We start from the raw sequence: 18,538 nt of genomic DNA on the forward strand, positions 1-18,538 counted from the left end.
GATGCTATTGAGAAAACGCAAACTGGTGGCAGCTTGTGCACTGGCATTGTTTGGCATGGGGCGCCAAGTGGCGGCGCAAGTTCCGGCCGACGGGGCCACAGGGGCCGAGGCATCGCGTACCGTGCGCGTGACGGGCCACTATGACAACGCCGTCGGCACGTCGGACGCGGCCAGCCAGGGCGTCATCACCAATGAACTGATCGTCAACCGGCCCGCCTTGCGCACGGGCGAGTTGCTGGAATTCGTGCCGGGACTGATCGTCACCCAACACAGCGGCGACGGCAAGGCCAACCAGTATTTTTTGCGCGGCTTTAACCTCGACCATGGCACGGATTTTGCCACCCACGTCGACGGCATGCCCGTCAACATGCGCACGCATGCGCATGGGCAAGGCTATTCCGACCTCAATTTCCTCATCCCCGAACTGGTGCAGCGCATCGATTACAAGAAGGGGCCGTATTTCGCCGGCGAAGGCGATTTTTCCTCGGCAGGCAGCGCCCGCATCCGCCTAGCCGACAAATTGTCGCAAGGCCAGGCCAGCGTGTCCGTCGGCCAGCACGGCTATGTGCGCGGCGTCGTCGCCGATTCGGCCGCTGCCGGGCCTGGCACCTTGCTGTACGGCCTGGAAGTGAACCGCAACAACGGTCCCTGGGACGTGCCGGAAAACGTGCGCAAATATAGCGGCGTGCTGCGCTACAGCCAGGGCACGCCGGACGACGGCTTCAGCGTGACGGGCATGGCGTACAAGAACAGCTGGAACGCCACGGACCAGGTGCCGTTGCGCGCCGTGGCGTCGGGCCAGATCGGCCGTTTCGGCTCGCTGGCGCCCAGTGACGGCGGCGACACGTCGCGCTACAGCCTGTCGTACGCCATGCGCAAGCGCACGGAGAAGGGGCTGTTCGAACTGGATGCCTACCTGATCCGCTCGCAACTGGAATTGAACAGCGATTTCACCTATTTCCTCGCCAATCCGGTCGCCGGCGACCAGTTCCAGCAAAGCGAGCGGCGCACGGTGGCGGGCGTGAACGCGGCCGAAAGCTGGAGCACGGAGTTGGCGGGACTGCCCATGCGCAACAAGGTCGGCGTGCAAGCCCGCTACGACCGCTTGTCGCCCGTGGGCCTGTACAACACGGTGGAACGAGTACGGCAGAGTACGGTGCGCGAAGACCGAGTGCGCGAAGCCAGCATCGGCCTGTACGGCGAAAACACGGTGCAATGGCTGCCGTGGCTGCGTTCGGTGGCGGGCTTGCGCTACGACGCCTACCGTTTCAAAGTCGATAGTAGTATCGACGGCAACAGCGGCACGGCGAACGACCACGTGGTGTCGCCCAAGCTGTCCCTGATTCTTGGTCCGTGGAGCAAGACGGAATTCTTCGTGAACTACGGAAAAGGTTTTCATAGCAACGATGCACGGGGCACGACGCAGACGCGCCTGCCTGACGGGCAAGCTGCCACGCCCGTGACGCCCATGGTGCCGACGAAAGGCATGGAACTGGGTGCGCGCACGGAATGGCTGCCGGGACTGCAAAGTTCGCTGGCCCTGTGGCGCCTCGACATCGCGTCGGAATTGCTGTTCGTCGGCGACGCGGGCGAGACGGAAGCGAGCCGCGCCAGCCGCCGCCACGGCATCGAATGGAACAACCATTATATTGCCGCGCCCTGGCTGCTGTTCGACCTGGACCTGGCCGCTTCGCGCTCGCGCTATACGCAAGACGATCCGGCGGGCAACCATATCCCCGGTGCCATCGACAAGGTGGCTTCGTTCGGCGTGACGGTGACGGACCAGGGCCCGTGGTCGGGCGCTTTTCAATTGCGCTATTTTGGTCCCCGTCCCTTGATCGAGGACAATAGCGTGCGCTCCGCTTCGACTACACTGGCGTATGCGCGCCTGGCGTATCAGCTCAACCGCAAGACGCGGTTGTCGCTCGACGTGTTCAACCTGTTTGACAAGCGCGCCAGCGATATCGATTATTACTATGCGTCGCGCCTGCCTGGCGAGGCGGCGGACGGGGTGAACGACCGGCATTTCCATCCGGTCGAACCCCGTTCCATACGCCTGACCTTGTCATATGCGTTCTGATAACGGTAGACTGGGGCATGACCGATCATTTAGTAAATACCAGTAAATTTCTTTCCCTCATATTGCGCCACGCCCCCGAAAAAATCGGCCTCGCGCTCGATACCAACGGTTGGGCCGACATCGGCCAGTTGCTGGCGCAATCGGCCCAGCATGGCCGCCGCCTTTCCCGTGAACAATTGGATGACGTGGTGGCGCGCGACAGCAAGACGCGCTACGCCATCAGCGCCGACGGCTTGCGCATCCGCGCCAACCAGGGCCATTCCCTGGCCGCCGTCGATATCGCTCTGCCGCCCGCCACGCCGCCCGCCATGCTGTACCACGGCACGGCCAGCCGCTTTGTCGAAGCGATTCGTGCCGGCGGTTTGCTGCCGGGATCGCGCAACCACGTGCACCTGTCGTCCAGCCGCGAAACGGCCGTCGCCGTGGGCGCGCGCCACGGCAAGCCCGTCGTGCTGACGGTGGACGCAGCCGCCATGCAGGCGCAGGGCCACGTGTTTTACGTGTCGGCCAATGGCGTGTGGCTGGCGGACGCCGTGCCGGTAGCCTTCATCACTTTTCCCTGAGGGTCGGCCGGACTGCGGCTTCCACGCCCGAGTAGGTCAGCACGGCATCGGGCAGCCTGGCCCCTCGCACCCGGATGGCGGCCACGGCCTGGTTCAATTCCGCCACTTCCGCAGGTGTAAACCGCACCTCCGCCGCGCCGATATTGTCGAGCAGATGCGCCATCTGCGTGGTGCCGGGAATGGGCACGATCCATGGCCGTTGCGCCAGCAGCCAGGCCAGGGCGATCTGCGCCGGTGTCACCTGCTTGCGCGTGGCCCAGCTATTCACTAGGGCCACCAGCGCCAAGTTGTGCGGCAGGTTTTCCGGTGAAAAACGCGATTCGAGCTGGCGGATGTCGCCGTCGGCAAAGCGGGTCTTCGCGTCGATGGCGCCCACCAGGAAGCCGACGCCCAGCGGGCTCCACGGCACAAAGCCGATGCCCAGTTCCTCGCACAGGACCAGCACGCCATCTTCCGGCCCGCGCCACAGCATCGAGTATTCGCTTTGCACGGCGGAAACGGGCAGGGCGGCATGAGCGCGCCGCAGCGTTGATAATCCCATCTCGGACAAGCCCCAATGCAGCACTTTTCCTTCCCGCATCAGGTCTTGCACGGCGCCGGCCACGTCCTCGATCGGCACTTGCGGGTCCACCCGGTGCTGGTACAGCAAGTCGATGCGGTCCGTGCGCAGGCGTTTGAGCATGCCTTCCACGGCCAGCTTGATGTGCGGCGGGCGGCTGTTGCGGCCCGGGCGGCGCTCGCCCGTCTGCAAGTCGATGTCCCAGCCGAATTTGGAAGCGATGACGATGTCGTTGCGAAACGGCGCCACGCCTACGCCCAGTATCCTCTCCACCTCGTGCGGGCCATACGCCTCGGCCGCGTCAAACAAGGTGACGCCCCGCTCGAACGCCGTGCGGATGATCCTGTGCATCTCCGGGCGGCTGGGGATCGTCGTCTGGTAGGTGCGGCTCATGTTTTGCACGCCCAGGCCCAGGCTCGATACTTCCAGCTGGCCCAGCTTGCGGCGGTTCGCCACCGTTGCTTGCACCGTCCGGCCCTGCGCCTGGCCGATCAGCGGCGCGGCGGCCAGGCCGCCCGCCGCCAGCAGGAAGCCGCGGCGGCCCGTCGTGTTTGCTTGTTTCATCGGCATGGCTGTCGTTCCTTTCAGATATCGAGCGTGCGTTCGGCCATCCACTGGACGATGGCCGGGTCGCGGTGCGAAAAGAAGCTGCTGCTGCCCGTTTCCAGGGTGGCGATGGCGGCCATGTCCGCTTCGTCCAGGTCGAAATCGTCAATTTCCAGGTTTTCCGCCATGCGCGCGCGGCGCACGGTCTTGGCCAGCACGGCGATGCCGCGGTGCGTCAGCCAGCGCAGCACCACCTGGCCGACGGACTTGCCGTGCTTGCCAGCGATGCCCAGCAGCGATTCATTGTGGAACAGGTTGTTGCGGCCCTCGGCGAACGGCGCCCACGCTTGCGGCTGCACGCCGTGCTCGAGCATGAAGGCCACGCTGTCCGCCTGCTGGTGGAAGGGGTTGATCTCGATCTGGTTGACGGCGGGCGCGATATCGTTGAAGGCGATGAGGTCCATCAAACGGTCCGCATGGAAATTGCTCACGCCGATGGCCCGCAGTTTGCCGCTGCGATATGCATCCTGCATGGCGCGCCAGGAACCGTGCACGTCGCCGAACGGCTGGTGGATCAGGAACAAGTCCAGGTAATCGAGCTGCAAACGCTGCAGCGACTGCTCGATGGCCTGTGCCGTGCGCTCGTAGCCCGTGTCCTGCACCCACAGCTTGCTGGTGACGAACAGTTCCTCGCGCGCGACGCCGCTGCGGGCGATGCCCTGGCCGACGGCCGCTTCGTTCAGGTAGGAAGCGGCCGTGTCGATCAGGCGGTAGCCGGCGGCGATGGCGTCGATGACGCTGCGCTCGCATTCGGCGGGGTCGGGAATCTGGAAGACGCCGTAGCCGGCGACGGGCATGGTGATGCCGTTATTCAGGGTGACGCGGTTCATCGCAAGCTCCTTCAGTCATTAACAGGAGCTACTCTACGGCGTCTGCCACCTATTGATAAGCCGTTGGAATCGGCATGCTCTTATTAGCTGCGCTAATGAATGAAGGCTTTGGCTTTGGCTTGCCCCTGGCGCTTGCGGCGCCAGATCAGCACGCCCGATACGCTCAAGCCTGCCACCAGCAAGCCCATGGCGCAGATGAACATCTTAAAGGGCCAGCCCCACATCGAGGCCATGTGCAGGGCGCTGATCCAGCTGCGGATGGTGTCGCCGCTGGCCGCGCCCGTGGGCAGCCACGCGGCCAGTTGCCGACCGCTGGCCGCGTCGAAGAAGACGGTGGTCAATCCCTTGTGGGCGCGCACGTCGCGGCTGCTGCGCACGTTGTAGCTGTACACGCCCAGCGCGCGTTCGTAGGACAGCGCGTTTTCCTCGACGATGGCGAACGCGTGCCGTTGTGCCAGCGCGTGCATCAACAGACGCCCCTGCGCGCGCGCAGCGGGCCAGTCCAGCTGCGGGCCCGGCGAAGGCGTGTGCCGCGCCACCGCTTCCTCGGCCCCCTGGTGCGGGAACAGCGGCTGCATCACGGCCGCATACACGCCGTACAGGTTGAAGGCGACGCCGCTCCAGGCAAACACCAGCAGCATGGCCCACAGCCACAGGCCGCCCGCGCGGTGCAGGTCGAATACCAGTTTATAGCTGCCACCATGGCGGCGCAGCAGCCAGGACGGGCGCCAGCGCCGCAGCCACGGCTTGCTGCCCGGCGAGCGTTTTTTCAGGCGCGCGGGGAAGGTCAGGGCGGCGCCGATGAAGCAATCGACCGTCCACACGATGGCGACCAGGCCGAAGATGAACAAGCCCGTGTCGCCCAGCGCCAGCGCGTAATGCAGGCGCTCGATGAAGGGCAGCAGGTTGATGGCGCCCTGGCTTATCGCGCCCCAGCGACGCTGGCCCAGCACGGCGCCCGTATAAGGATCGACAAACACTTCGTCGCTGGCCAGCGGCGCGTCGCCGGGCGGGCGCAGGTAAAACACCATGCTGTGGCCGGGCGGCGCGGACAGCGGCGCGTACGTGACGCTCGCCTGGGGAAAGCGCGCGGCGATGGACTCGCGCAGCAGCAGGGCGTCGAGCGGCGCCGCGCCCGGCGTTGGCGGCGCTGCGCGGAAGACGGCGGGCAGCATGGCCGCTTCCAGCTCATCCTTCCATGCGAGCGCGCTGCCCGTGGCGCCGGCCACGATGAGGAAGCCGGCCATCAGCAGGCCGGCGTAGCGGTGCAGCGCCGCCAGTGCGGGGCGCATGTGCAGCGATGGCATCAGAACCTGTACATCGCGCTGACGTTGGCCGTGCGTTCGGCATTGCGGTAGCACAGGCCCGGCAGGTAGCCGCAGTCATACAGGGTCTGCTTGTCGAGCACATTGTTGACGTTGAGGGAAAACTGCCACGGCCCGCGCGACACGCCCAGCGCCGCATCCCACTGCGTCAGGCCGCCATTGCGGATGTTCAGGTTGTCGCCGTCCGAATTGGAGCGCATGGCGCCCAGGAAGCGCATGCCCAGCGCCGCATACGCGGGCAAGGCCGTGCCCAGGTTGAACGCCTGGCGCGCCCAGGCCGAGGCGCTGTGGCGCGGCGCGCCCGACTGCTGCAAGCCAAGGTCGCCGTTATTGCTTTTCCTGACCTCCGTATCGAGGTAGGTGTATTGCGCGATCAGGCTCAGACGGCTGGCGAACTCCGTGCGCGCTTCCAGTTCCAGGCCGCGCGAGCCCACTTGCCCCGTTTGCAGCAGGCTGCCCGGGTTGCCGATGTCGGAGGTGGTGACGTTGTCACGCACCAGGTCGAAGACGGCGGCCGTGTAGCTGGCGCGCTGGCCCACGGGTTCATAGCGCACGCCAGCCTCGAATTGCTTGCCGCGCGACGGCTTCAGGGCGTCGCCGTTGGCCGTGACGCCCAGTTCGGGCGAGAACGAGGTGGCGTAGCTGACATACGGCGCCCAGCCGCCATCGAACAGGTAGACGGCGCCCACGCGGCCCGTGGTGGCCGACGGCGACTGGTGGTAGTCCGCTTTCACGCTGCCGGCATGGAGGTCGGTGACGTCGCGCGATTGCGTCGCCTTGTCGCGGCGCAGGCCCGCCGTCACGACCCAGTGGTCCCATTTGATTTGATCCTGCGCATACAGGCCCAGTTGGCGCGACGGGGCGTCCGCGCGGGTCGGCGACTTGGCCGGGACCAGGGGCTGCTTGCCATACACGGGCTGGTACAGGTCGATCGGCTCGATAAAGCCCTGCTGGTGGCGGTATTCGTCCGTGTTGCGGATGTTCGCGTAATCGACGCCCAGCAGCACCTGGTGCGCCAGGCTGCCCGTGGCGAAGCGCGCCTGCAGCTGGGTATCGGCGAACAGGCTTTTCGACGCCGTATCGACGGGCATGAAATAGCGCTTCACCGTGCCATCGTCATTCAAGCCCAGGGGGAACATGTCCGTGCGGTCGTTCTTCAGGTGCGTGTAGCGCAGGTTCTGGCGCAGCGACCACGTATCGTTGAACGCATGCTCGAACTCGTAGCCGAGCATGGTATTGCGGCGCTTGAAGCGGTTGTCGTCGCCCATCAGGTTGACACCGGGGGCGACCTGGCCGCGCGAGCCTGGCGCCAGCAGCTGGTTGGGAAACGCGTATTGCTGGTTGTCCTGCTCGTAGCGGGCCAGCAGGGTCAAACGCGTGGCCGGTCCTGCCTGCCAAGTGAGCGACGGCGCGAAGTACAGGCGGTTGTCGCGGTCGCGATCCAGCCGCGTGTCCGCTTCGCGGCCCAGCATGACGACCCGATAAGTCCAGGCGCCTGGCGCGTCGAGCGTGCCGCCCACGTCGGCTTTCAGCTGGCGGCGCTGGTAGCTGCCGTACTCGATCCCCACTTCGCGCACGGCGTCCGCGCTGGGACGCTTGCTGACGGCGTTGACCATGCCGCCCGGCGGAATCTGCCCGTACAGCACGGACGCGGGGCCGCGCAGCACTTCCAGGCGTTCCAGGCCATACGGCTCGATGGAGGCGCCAAACGTGCGGCCCGAATTGCGCAAGCCATCTTGCAGGATGCCGTTCGTTTCGATGGTGAAGCCGCGCAGCAGCGAGGAATCGTCGCTGCCCAGCGGGCGCTGGTTCGGCGTCACGCTCGCCGTGTAGCGCAGGGTCTCGTCGAGCGATTCGGCGTTGCGGTCGCTGATTTCATCGGCCGTGACGACGGACACGGATTGCGGGTTTTCATTCAGGGCCGTATCCGTCTTGGTGGCCGAGGCGGCGCGCCGCGCCACGTAGCCGCGCACGGGGCCCGTCGCCGTTTCGCGTTCGGCCGTGGCATTGATGGTGATGGCGGGCAGGGTGGCGCTGGCCTGCGCTGCCTGTGCGCTGGCAGGCGCCGGCAATGGTGTTGCCGAGGCGTCCGCCCGCAGCGCATAGGCGCCGTTGGCGCCCGCCACGACGCGCACGCCCTGGCCGCGCAGCAGTTCGTCGAAGCCCTGGCGCACGGTATAGCTGCCCGCCAGGCCGCCGCTGCGCTTGCCCTGCAAGAGGGCCGCGTCGGCCGACAGTTCCACACCGGCCGCGCTGGCGAACGCGGTCAAGGCCCGCTCCAGCGGCCCGGCGGGGATCGCGTAGGGGCGCTTGGCTTGCGCATTCTCAAGCGTTTGCGCGTGGGCGGCAGGGGCCGTGACGGCCAGGGCGCCCATGGCGGCGCCAGCCAGGAACAGGGCCTGGATGGCGACGGCGAGGGGGAATGGACGCAGCTTGGGGGCGGTCGGGCGAGGGGGCATGGTGCAGATCCTTGGAAAGTGGAAGGAAAAAATCGGTTCTTCCCGTATTCCGAACGAAAAGCCAAAACCCTCAACGTTTTTTCATTTATTTTGCCTATATTTTTCAGGACGCCTGGCGCGGCCCCACGCTGACCCAGTAGCGCGTGCGGTAGCGCAGCTGCACGGGCAGGCTCAGGGCCAGGTTGGCCAGCGAGCGGTCCGTGTCGCGCAGCGAATACACGCCCGTCACGCGCAGGCCGGCGATGGAGGCGTCGCAGCGCAGCACGCCGTGACGGTAGCGTCCCAGCTCGGCCAGCAGTTCGCCCAGCGGCATGCGTTCGGCCACCAGGCGGCCATCGGCCCAGGCGGCGGCGCTGTCTTCCACCTTGCCGATGTCTTGCACTGCGCGGCGCGTATAGCCGGCCTGCTGGCCCGCCTGCAGGTGCACGGGCGCGGCGCCGTCCTGCCGCGGCTGCAGGGCGACGGCGCCCTGGAACACGGCCACCTTGCTGGCGTCGGCATCGAGGCGCACGCCAAAGCGCGTGCCCAGCGCCGTGGCCGTGCCTTGCGGCGTCGCCACCAGCAGCGGACGGTAGACAGGCGCCGTTTCGTGCGCGCTGGTGACGAGGATGGCGCCCGCGCGCAGCACGATGCGCCGTTCGCCGGCGCTGTATGCCATATCGATGGCGCTGGCCGTGTCCAGCACCACTTGCGTGCCGTCGGCCAGCACGATGGCGCGCGTCTCGCCCACAGCCGTGCGGTAATCGCTGGCGGCGCGCTGCCACAGGCCCGATTCGTGCGCCAGCAGGGCCGTGCCGCCGCCCGCCGCGATCAATCCCAGCAGCTGCAAGGCGCGCCGGCGGCCGGCGGCATGGCGCTGGGCCGGCGCCAGCGCGCCGCGCGCCACTTCGCGGGGCAGGGCCTCGAATTGCCGGGCGAAGCGTTGCAGCCGGGCCCAGGCCCGTTCGTGCTCGGGATGGGCGGCGCGCCAGGCGGCGCAGGCGTCGGCATCGGCCGCGCTGGCGTCTTCCGCCCACAGCCGCGCCATCCACTCGGCGGCGCGCTGCAGCACGGCGGGGGCGATGGGAGCACTGTCCAGATGGTGGTTCATGCGCCTTGCGCCATGCAGCAGGCCAGCAGCGCGCGGGCGATGTATTTTTCCACGGAGGAGACGGACACGTCGAGGCGCGCGGCGATGTCGGCGTAGGCCATGCCTTCGAGCTTGCACAGCAAAAAGGCGTCGCGCACCTTGTTCGGCAAGCTGGCCAGGATGGCGTCGATTTCCATCAGCGCTTCGACGATCAGCGCGCGCATTTCCGGCGTCGGCACGAGCGCTTCCGGCTGCGCGGCGATGGCGTCCGCGTAGGCTGACTCGATATGCCGGCGGCGGAACAGGTCGACCACCAGGCCGTTGGCGATCTGCGCCAGGTGCTGGCGCGATTCGACGGGAGCGGGCGCGCGGCCCCGCGCGAGGATGCGCAGATACGTGTCGTGCGCCAGGTCGGCCGCGTCGAAGGCGTTGCCCAGCTTGCGGCGCAGCCAGCCCTGCAGCCAGCCATGGTGGTCGCTGTAGAGGACTTCGATTTGCCGATGCAGTTCCAGTTCGGGGCGTAGCATGCAACCTTTCCATGCCACGGTCCACAGGACAGACAGGCCTTGATGCGATTGAGAATTGTTCGTATTGTAGCCCGATTGCCGGGACTTGTGGCCCGGCAGTGGCTGTCCAGCAACGCTATCGGGCGGCCATCACGTTGAAATCAGCTTGATATCGGCTACCCGCTCCACCAGCCACACGCAAGCGACCAGGGCGATGGCCAGCGAGCCGACGGTCAGCACTTGCCGGTACAGCCACGTCTTGCGCAGCAGCCAGGCGAGCGGCAGGAAGGCGGCGACGATGGCCAGCTGGCCGATTTCCACGCCCACGTTGAAGCCGAACAGGCTGGCCAGCAGGGAACCCTGCGGCAAGCCCAGGTCGCGCAGCACGCTGGCGAAGCCGAAACCGTGGATCAGCCCGAATATGAAGGCGGCCACGGGGCGCTTGCCGCGGAACAGGGGCAGCAGGTTGTTCAGCGCGGCCAGGATCACGGACGCGGCAATCGCCGATTCCACCCAGCGCGACGGCAGCGAAACGAGCGACAGGCTGGCCAGGGTCAATGTGATGGAATGGGCCAGCGTGAACGCCGTGACGACCTTCAGCACGTCATAAAAAGCCGTTTTCAAGCCTTGCCGCTGTTCGCGCAAACCCGGCAGCAGCACGGCCGGCAGCAGCAGCGACAGCAGGAACAGGATATGGTCGTAGCCGATCCAGATATGCCAGATGCCGTGTTTGACGTAGGCGCCGAACTGCGCCAAGCGGTCGGGTGCAGCCAGGGACAGCGTCTGGCGCGGGCTGTCCGGGTCGAAGATGGCCGTTTGCGTGGCGCCGCCGCTGTCGATCTTGAGCAAGCCCTTGTGCTGCGGGTCGAGGTCGGCGAACAGGGTGTAGCCAACGCTTAAGGTGGCGGGCGCGGCGTTGCCGGGGCAGGTGGCCGCAAAGCGCAGCACGCTGTAGGCGCCGTCCGTATGCTGGTCGATCAGCTGCTCGACGGCCTTCAAGGGGCACACGCCCCGGTCGCTGGCCAGCTGCAGGCGCTGCAGCGCGTAGGCGGCGATGGCCGCGTGGCGCGCGCGGATTTCATCCCAGGTCAGCGCACCGTCGCCATTGCCATCGAGGCCGATGGCGAAATCGAGGTCGCGCAGGGCGATATCCCATTGCCCGTCGATCTGCTGGCCGTGCACGGCCAGGCTCAGGTAGCTGTCGCTGGGCTTGTGCGCCTGCGCGGGGGCCAGCCAGGCGCACAGGGTGAGCAGCAACGCGAGCATGCGGGCGTTCACAGCGCACCTGCTTTCTTTGCGGCACTAAGTTTTTGCCCATCCTGCGGCCCCAGCTGCCTGACGAGCCGCTGCAGGGCCACGTCTTCCACGCCATGCGCCGTGATCCAGGCCAGCACCGGTTGCGCCGCCGCGTAGTTGCGCGCGGCCACGGATGCTTCCAGCAAGATGCGCATGTCGGGCACTTCCTTCTGGATGGCCCAGTTTTTCTGCGCCAGTTGCAGGGCGGCCGGCGCATCCTGTTGCAAAAACAGGGCGAAACGGGCCTGTTCCCGCTGGTGCACGGTGTCGCCGCGTTGCATGGCGGCATTGAAACGGGCCGCCAGTTCCGCTTTTGCCGCCAGGAAGGCCGTCTGCTGGCCGGGCAGCGCCTGCAGCGCCAGCGCGTAGCGCAGCAGCAGGGCGTCGATGCGCTGCTGCTCTTTCAGCAATTTGACGACTTCCTGCGGGCGCTGCCGGTCGAGCAGGAAATCCGCGTAGGCGCCCAGCAGATAGCTGTCGCGCGGCTGCCGCGCCAGCGCCGTCGTGTAGCGCGCCTCGGCCAGCGCCGCCTCTCCGCGCCGCGTGGCCATTTCCGCCAGCAGGGTTGCGGCCCAGCTGTCGAGCTCGGGCGCCGCGCCGGCGCTGCGTTGCAGGGTCAGGTCCAGCAAGCGCTCGCTGCTGGCGGCGCGGCCCGTGACGCTGGCGATACTGGCAAGGCAGGTGACGGTGACGAGCTGCGTCGTCAAGGCGGACAGCCGGGCGCAGGCCGCTGTCGCCTGGGCGTAGTCGCCCTGCACGGTGAGGACGGTGGCGCGCGTCAGCCAGGCCTGGCCGTTTTGCGGCTGCTGGGCGATGACGGCGTCGAGGTCTTGCAGGGCGGGAGCGAAATGGTGGGTGCTTTGCAGGATGGTGGCGCGCAGGAGGCGCACGGGGAGGGGCGGCGCCGCTTGCCGCCACCAAGGCGCCAGCGCCGCTTGCGCGTAGCCCAGGTAGCGCGGGTCTGTTTCGCTGCGCGCCAGGGCAATGTAGCGCTGGGCCAGGCTGGTGGCCAGGGCAAGGTCTTGCGGCGTGTCATTCAGTTGCTGGCGCAGGCCGCGCAAGGCCAGCTGCGTGGCGTCGGCGCGGCGCGGCAATTGCTCGATGACGGCGCTGCCGTCTTTCGGCGTGTAGGGCGCGGCCAGCGCCAGCACGGGCAGGCAGGCGCACAGCAGGGAAATCGGTGTTTTCATCGTGGACGCCATCGACGGTGGAGTAGGGCGGCAAGGGCGGGCGCCGGAGAACGCTGTCTCCGGCGCCCGCACTCGGTGACCGCGCGTTACAACGGTACCGGCTCCGTATTTTCCGGAGAGGTCGCCATGATGGCGTCGATGGCGACGCCGTCCTTGTCATCGCTGGTGGTCAGGATGACGTTGCTGACGGCCACATAGAAGGCGTCGAGCAAGACCACGGGCGGAGGGGTGACGCCGCCGTCGCCGTTATCGCCGCCGTGGCTGCTGCCGCCGCCACCGCAGCCGGCCAGCAGGGAGGTGAGCGCCAGGGCGCCGCATGCATGGAGCTTTTTCATCGTATTCTCCTCGTAGGCTTACAGTTGCGGCGAACCGGCGATGGGGTTTTTCAGGTAGGGAAAACCCGCCGTGAAGTAGGTTTCATCGAGGAAAGCGCCGTCCGTGAAGTGCAGGGCGCCGGCCGGGGCGTCGGCCGGGGCGCAGCCGATGTTCAGGGTGCACAGCTTGCCCATGGCCACGCGCAGCACCACGTCGACCACGTCGTCGCCGGGGCGGCGGCCGTTCGGGAAGCCCGCGTTATCGCCATCGATCACACCCAGGCGCTTTTGCGCGCCGACGGCGGTGGGGGCGATCGAGGTGTTCAGGCGCAACATTTCAGAGGCGACGACCGTCGCTGGCTGGTTCACGCCCTTGATGCCCGTCAAAAAGGTGGCCACCAGGTCGTTGCGGGGGAAGTTGGTGGGCGCCTTGGCGCCAGCCGAGCCGAACAGCACTTCCACCAGCGCCGGCGCCGTCGGGTTGGTGACGTAGTCGGCAAATTGCGCGTCGCCCGACGGTTTGCTGGCGTTGAAGCGGTCCTTGTCCTTCAGGCCGATGACCAGTTCATTCACCAGCGGCATGCCCAGGCGCGACACTTGCACCCATGCGCCGCCTTCCTTCGAAGCCGTGGTGGCCGTGCCCGGCGCCGGGTTCAGCAAGCGTCCCTGGCGCAGGCTGGCCGTGGTCCAGCCGCCGATGACGGGGTCGCTGCCAGCCGTCAGGCAGGCGGTCGGCACTTCCATCTCGATGGCCGTGACATTTTTCCGCGCCAGGTCATCCTTGGCGGCCGACTCCGCATTCGCGGCGAATTCCGTAGCGGGCGCCTTGATATTGATCAAGTCGAACGTTTCGCCCAGGTTCACGACGAACGGGTCCTTGCGCTGGCCGACGAACATGCGCGCCGGCGTGGCGCAGCCGGGAATATTGACGGCATACACATGTTGCGCAGCATACGCGGCATAGTTGGGGATGGCCTTGTTGCCGATGTTGTCGACGGGCTTGTCGAAGGTCGTGCCGCCGCCGCTGGCGTTGGTGACGGCGCTCCTGGTACCCGTGCGGCGGTCGCCCCGCACCACGGTGACGCTGTACGTTTCGCGCACGTTCAGGCCGGCCGGGTTGACGCTATCGATGGCGCCGCCGTTGATGACGAGCGGAATCGAGACTTTCTTGCCGCCCACGGTGAACTGGCCATCCTTGATGGTGTTGGTGAAGCGGAACTGGAAGGTGAGGTCTTCCTTGCCGTCGCCATTGTTGTCGATATGGATTTCGTACAGGGCGTTGGGGTCCATGGCGAAGTAATTCGGGCCGCCGTAGGCGTCCTGCAGGGGAATGTAGTCGGCCACCAGGGTGGTGTAGGCGCCGCGGCCCGCTTCATAGCTGCGGAACATATAGAAGTCGGTGGCGTCGACCTTGGGGTTTTGCGTGATGAATGGCGCTTCGCGGTGGCTGGAAGCGTGGGCCGCTGGCGCGATGGCCAACGTGAAGGATACGGCGAGCAGGTTGCCCATGAGGGCGGCGCCCAGCGCGGTTTTCGAGTGTGACAAGGACATTTCGATTCTCCCGATTTTTGTTAGCGTTGACAGACAAGTCCAAGAAACTGCAGGCTGCCTGACTTATACGCACGGGGAACGAAAACGGATTCACTGCCTTGAAAAGGAGGTCATTGGCTCACCAGGCCAGCACCTTGGGGCCAAGGGCCGCGCCGATGGCGGTCGGCACCAGCATGCCCAGCACGTACCAGAAACCGACGAAGCTGGCCGCCAGCTCGGGGCAATGCAGGCAGTAGACGAGCGCCGCCATGGCGCCGGCCGCGAAGCCGGCGGCCGCGCCCGCCAAGCGCAGGCGCGTGGGGGCCAGCTGGCGCATCAGGCGCAGCACGGCGGCCAGAATGGGCAGGGAAAGGGTGGCGATCAGCAATGGGCAACTGCGCCAGGTGGCGCCCCAGAACAGCTCGGCGCGTTGCCCGGGAGGGGCTGCCTGCAGGATGATGGCGCCCAGCGCCCACATCAGCAGCAGGGGCAGGGCGAGCAGCAGGGGCAGCGCGCGCGTCGGCGCACCGGGCATGCACAGGCGGCGGCCGACATGCCAGGCCGCCAGGCAGAGGCAGGCGACGAAACCCACCTTGATCCAGAAATCGGGCAGCCGGGCCAGCTGTTCCAGGTTGGGCCGCACGCCCAGCAACATGGCCATCAGCGCCACGCTGCCCAGTACGCCGGCGCTCAAAGTGCCTGCGGCGCGCCAGCGGGCGCCCGGGGGCGGCGCGGCGGCCACGTCGGGGCCGCTGGCCAGCATGGCGATCAAGTCATCGGTTTTCATCGTGTCCTTATCCTCAAGTTGGCTGCCAGTGCCTTCAAGCCGCGATGCACGGCCACTTTGACGCTGGCTTCCGAAATCTGCATGGCCGCCGCCGTGTCGCGCACGGACCAGCCGTCGAGCTTGGTATGCACGATGGCGTCGCGCTGCTGCGCCGGCAAGCTGGCCAGCAATTTGCCCAGGTCGTGGCTGGCTTCGGCCGCCTCGGCATCGGCGCTGGAAAACAGTTCCTGCGCGCTATCTTCTTCGTCGTACGGCAAGTGCTGCGCTTCGCGCCGTCCATGCCGGCGCAGCCAGTCGATCAATTTATAGCGGGCGATCGCATGGATCCACGACGTCAGCGGCACGCCCGTGTCATACGTCAGCCGCTGGTTGTGGATGGCCAGCAGGCACTCCTGCACCAGGTCTTCCACCTCGTCCGGCCAGCGCTGCAGGCGGCGCCGCAGGAATGCGCGCAAATGGCTGCTGCTGGCCTGCAAGAAACTGCGATACGCCGCCGCATCGCCGTCGAGCCCGCGCAGCATCAAGCCATGCAGCCGCAATTCCGTGCCATGCAGGTGCTCGCTTACAGGTATTCGTTGCATGCAGGCCTTTGGTGACAGGCGTTGAAAAAAATAAATATCACTAATTTTGCCGGCGGCTGTAACCAATCCGGCCATTGCGGCGAATTGACAGGCAAGCACGCTTCTTCATTCACTATAACGGGTAGTCATCATGCATATCAAGCACCGCCTTGCCGCCAGCCTCGTTCCGCTCTGCCTGTGGGCCGCGACGGCACCCGCGTACGCGCAGCTGGCGGCCGGCCAGCGCTGCGCCGTGCAAAGCGGGCCGCAGACGGCGGCGCTGGTGGAGCTGTACAGCAGCGAAGGCTGCTCCAGCTGCCCGCCCGCCGACCAGCGCCTGAGCACCTTGCGCAAGGAAGCGGGGGCGGCCAGCCTGGTCGTGCCGCTGGCCCTGCACGTCACGTACTGGGACCAGATCGGCTGGACGGACCCGCTGGCGCAGGCGCAATTCGATGCGCGCCAGGCCGAGTTGCTGCGCCACCAGCCCCGCCACGTGGCCTACACGCCCCAATTCTTTGTGGGCGGCACGGAATTGCGCGGCTGGGATACGCAACTGCCGGCCGCCATCCGCCGCATCAACGCGACCGCCGCGCCCGTCAATATCAGCCTGTCCGCCACGCCTGGGCCGGGTGGAAAATTATTGCTTGAAGCCAATGCCAGCGCGCCGGATGGGCAGACGGGCGGCCAGCTGTATGTGGCCATCAGCGAAAGCGCCATCGTCTCGAAAGTGCTGCGCGGCGAAAACCGCGGCGCCACCCTGCATCACGATGCGGCCGTGCGCCTGTGGCTGGGACCCGTTGCGCTGGCGCAAGGCCACGCCCGGCTGCGCCGCGAAGTCAACCTGCCCGCCAGCTGGCGCCCGGAGCAGCTGCAAGTGGTCGCCTTCGTGCAGCGGGCCGACAGCAGCGCCATCCTGCAAGCCGTCAGCACGGCATCCTGCGCGAAGGGAGTGATGTGATGAACGGACAAGCGAACGTGATCCACCCCGTCTGGCTGCGCCTGACGCACTGGCTCAATGCCGTGGCCGTCGTGGTGCTGGCCACCAGCGGCTGGCGCATCTATAACGCGGCGCCATTTTTCCCCTTCGAGCTGCCGCGCGCGCTGACCCTGGGAGGCTGGCTGGGCGGCGCCCTGCAATGGCATTTCGCCGCCATGTGGCTGCTGGTGGCCAATGGCTTGCTGTATCTGATCATCAATATCGCCTCGGGACGGCTGCGGCGCCAGTTCTTTCCCCTGACGCCGCGCCTGTTGCTGGCCGATTTCATGGCTGCCCTGAAGGGCAAGCTGGCCCATGCGGACCCGCGCCGCTACAACATGGTACAGCGCGCCGCCTACCTGTTCGTCATGCTCGACTGCATCGTGCTGGTGCTGTCCGGCCTGGTGCTGTGGAAGTCCGTGCAATTCCCCCTGCTGCGCGAACTCATCGGCGGCTACGAGAGCGCGCGCAGGGTCCACTTCATCGCCATGGCGCTGCTGACGGGCTTTGTCGGCGTGCATTTGCTGATGGTGGCGCTGGTGCCGCGCACCCTGGTCGCCATGCTGCGCGGCCGCTAAGGAGACGATCATGAAAAAAACCATCCTCGTGCCAAGGCAGGGCCAGGCCATGCTGGACGACGCCTTGCGCCAGATCAAGCAACCGTCGCGTCGTTTGTTTTTGCAGCGCAGCCTGACTCTGGGCGGCCTGTCCTTGTTGACCGGCTGCAACGTCAGCGACCCGTCCGGCATCGAGACGGCGCTGGCGGCCGTGTCGCGCTTCAACGACAGGGTACAGGGCTGGCTGTTCGACCCGACCAAACTGGCGCCGACCTACCCGGACTCCATGATCACGCGGCCGTTTCCCTTCAACGCGTATTACGGCGAAGACGAGGTGGAAGAAGTCGATGGCGACGCCTGGCGCCTGGAACTGAGCGGCTTGATCGCCGACAGGAAGCCGTGGACCCTGCCGCAATTGCGCGCCTTGCCGCAGGAAACCCAGATCACGCGCCACATCTGCGTGGAAGGCTGGAGCGCCATCGGCAAGTGGGGCGGCGTGCCGTTTTCCCACTTCCTGAAGCGGGTCGGCGCCGACACGACGGCCAAATACATCGGCTTCAAGTGCGCCGACGATTATTTCACCAGCATCGACATGGCCACGGCCCTGCATCCGCAAACCATCATGGCCCTGAGCTACGACGGCCAGGAATTGCCGCCCAAGTACGGCTACCCGATGAAATTGCGCATGCCGACCAAGCTGGGCTACAAGAATCCCAAGCACATCCAGGCCATTTTCGTCACGAACACCTACCCGGGAGGGTATTGGGAGAATCAGGGCTACAACTGGTTCGGCGGTTCCTAGGATGGCCGGAGAGGCGGCCAGTGCGTAATCGTACTGCCTGCGGCAATGCGCCTGGCCCTGACCACCTCCCGGCCTTCCTATTATTTATCAGCAAGCAGCACCCGTAGCACCGCAGTCGCTTTCACACCGGGCATTTGCCCAACTAACCCAGAGACAAGGACATATCATGAAAACCACGATCACCACCTTCGCCGCCATCCTCGCTTCCGCCATCCTCATGTCGGGTGCCGCGTTTGCCCAGGATGCCATGAAGAAAGACCCCATGGCCAAGGACGCCTCGGCCGACGCCATGCACAAGGACGCCATGGGCAAGGACGGCATGCACAAGCCGATGGCGAAGAAACACATGAAGAAGGACCACATGGCCAAGGATGGCATGGCGAAAGATGCCATGGCAAAAGACGGCATGAAGAAGGATGAGATGAAAAAGGATGGCATGGCCAAGGATGCAATGGCCAAATAAGCGGGCAAGCAAGGTTTTGCATGGGCAGGCGCGCCATCCTCGCCGGGTGGCGCGCCTGCCGTCGTT

General features: G+C 66.4%; 18 protein-coding genes. 6 read left to right on the plus strand and 12 right to left on the minus strand.

The window, feature by feature from the left end; translation table 11 throughout:
- Position 1: 1 nt before the first annotated feature.
- Positions 2–2,080: a TonB-dependent receptor gene (locus OX459_RS26250; protein ID WP_289907187.1), complete on the plus strand. Its 2,079-nt coding sequence runs from the start codon at positions 2–4 to the stop codon at positions 2,078–2,080.
- A 17-nt stretch (positions 2,081–2,097) separates the two neighbouring features.
- Positions 2,098–2,643, plus strand: a complete 546-nt coding sequence (locus tag OX459_RS26255) for an RNA 2'-phosphotransferase (protein WP_289907188.1) — start codon at positions 2,098–2,100, stop codon at positions 2,641–2,643.
- On the opposite strand, the gene OX459_RS26260 is transcribed toward OX459_RS26255, so the two are convergent.
- The 12 genes from OX459_RS26260 to OX459_RS26315 form a co-directional block, all read right to left on the minus strand.
- Entirely contained in the window at positions 2,630–3,772 is a 1,143-nt protein-coding gene (locus OX459_RS26260; RefSeq protein ID WP_289907189.1) for an aldo/keto reductase, read from the minus strand. The genes OX459_RS26255 and OX459_RS26260 overlap by 14 nt on opposite strands.
- A gap of 14 nt (positions 3,773–3,786) precedes the next feature.
- Complete coding sequence (locus OX459_RS26265) at positions 3,787–4,638, minus strand: aldo/keto reductase (protein ID WP_289907190.1); 852 nt, start codon at positions 4,636–4,638, stop codon at positions 3,787–3,789.
- A gap of 92 nt (positions 4,639–4,730) precedes the next feature.
- Positions 4,731–5,945, minus strand: a complete 1,215-nt coding sequence (locus OX459_RS26270) for a PepSY-associated TM helix domain-containing protein (protein ID WP_289907191.1) — start codon at positions 5,943–5,945, stop codon at positions 4,731–4,733.
- Positions 5,945–8,422 (minus strand): TonB-dependent siderophore receptor, encoded by a 2,478-nt coding sequence (locus OX459_RS26275; protein WP_289907192.1) that lies wholly within the window; start codon positions 8,420–8,422, stop codon positions 5,945–5,947. The genes OX459_RS26270 and OX459_RS26275 overlap by 1 nt, the downstream gene beginning before the upstream one ends.
- A gap of 103 nt (positions 8,423–8,525) precedes the next feature.
- A complete protein-coding gene (locus OX459_RS26280) occupies positions 8,526–9,512 on the minus strand; it encodes a FecR domain-containing protein (RefSeq protein ID WP_289907193.1) in 987 nt (328 codons plus the stop codon).
- Complete coding sequence (locus OX459_RS26285) at positions 9,509–10,018, minus strand: sigma-70 family RNA polymerase sigma factor (RefSeq protein WP_289907194.1); 510 nt, start codon at positions 10,016–10,018, stop codon at positions 9,509–9,511. The genes OX459_RS26280 and OX459_RS26285 overlap by 4 nt, the downstream gene beginning before the upstream one ends.
- 129 nt (positions 10,019–10,147) lie before the next feature.
- A complete protein-coding gene (locus OX459_RS26290; protein WP_289907195.1) occupies positions 10,148–11,263 on the minus strand; it encodes a HupE/UreJ family protein in 1,116 nt (371 codons plus the stop codon).
- Between the two features lie 8 nt (positions 11,264–11,271).
- Positions 11,272–12,483: a hypothetical protein gene (locus OX459_RS26295; RefSeq protein WP_289907196.1), complete on the minus strand. Its 1,212-nt coding sequence runs from the start codon at positions 12,481–12,483 to the stop codon at positions 11,272–11,274.
- An 86-nt stretch (positions 12,484–12,569) separates the two neighbouring features.
- Positions 12,570–12,818, minus strand: a complete 249-nt coding sequence (locus OX459_RS26300) for a hypothetical protein (protein ID WP_289907197.1) — start codon at positions 12,816–12,818, stop codon at positions 12,570–12,572.
- Positions 12,819–12,836: 18 nt separating this feature from the next.
- Positions 12,837–14,348 carry a DUF4331 domain-containing protein gene (locus OX459_RS26305; protein ID WP_289907198.1) on the minus strand — a complete coding sequence of 504 codons (1,512 nt, stop codon included), beginning with the start codon at positions 14,346–14,348 and terminating at the stop codon, positions 12,837–12,839.
- 118 nt (positions 14,349–14,466) lie between these two features.
- Positions 14,467–15,114, minus strand: coding sequence for a DUF1109 domain-containing protein (locus OX459_RS26310; RefSeq protein WP_289907199.1), 648 nt, complete (start codon positions 15,112–15,114; stop codon positions 14,467–14,469).
- Entirely contained in the window at positions 15,111–15,695 is a 585-nt protein-coding gene (locus OX459_RS26315) for a sigma-70 family RNA polymerase sigma factor (RefSeq protein WP_289907200.1), read from the minus strand. The genes OX459_RS26310 and OX459_RS26315 overlap by 4 nt, the downstream gene beginning before the upstream one ends.
- 130 nt (positions 15,696–15,825) lie before the next feature.
- On the opposite strand from OX459_RS26315, the gene OX459_RS26320 reads away from it, so the two are divergent.
- The 4 genes from OX459_RS26320 (at position 15,826) to OX459_RS26335 (ending at position 18,472) form a co-directional block, all read left to right on the plus strand.
- Complete coding sequence (locus tag OX459_RS26320; RefSeq protein ID WP_289907201.1) at positions 15,826–16,632, plus strand: DUF1223 domain-containing protein; 807 nt, start codon at positions 15,826–15,828, stop codon at positions 16,630–16,632.
- A complete protein-coding gene (locus OX459_RS26325; RefSeq protein ID WP_289907202.1) occupies positions 16,632–17,228 on the plus strand; it encodes a cytochrome b/b6 domain-containing protein in 597 nt (198 codons plus the stop codon). Before OX459_RS26320 ends, OX459_RS26325 begins: the two co-directional genes overlap by 1 nt.
- A gap of 10 nt (positions 17,229–17,238) precedes the next feature.
- Positions 17,239–18,009: a molybdopterin-dependent oxidoreductase gene (locus OX459_RS26330; RefSeq protein WP_289907203.1), complete on the plus strand. Its 771-nt coding sequence runs from the start codon at positions 17,239–17,241 to the stop codon at positions 18,007–18,009.
- 166 nt (positions 18,010–18,175) lie between these two features.
- A complete protein-coding gene (locus tag OX459_RS26335; RefSeq protein ID WP_289907204.1) occupies positions 18,176–18,472 on the plus strand; it encodes a pentapeptide MXKDX repeat protein in 297 nt (98 codons plus the stop codon).
- The last annotated feature ends 66 nt before the right edge of the window (positions 18,473–18,538 follow it).

The sequence above is a fragment of the Janthinobacterium sp. SUN026 genome, from assembly GCF_030397625.1.
Taxonomy (GTDB): domain Bacteria; phylum Pseudomonadota; class Gammaproteobacteria; order Burkholderiales; family Burkholderiaceae_D; genus Janthinobacterium; species Janthinobacterium kumbetense.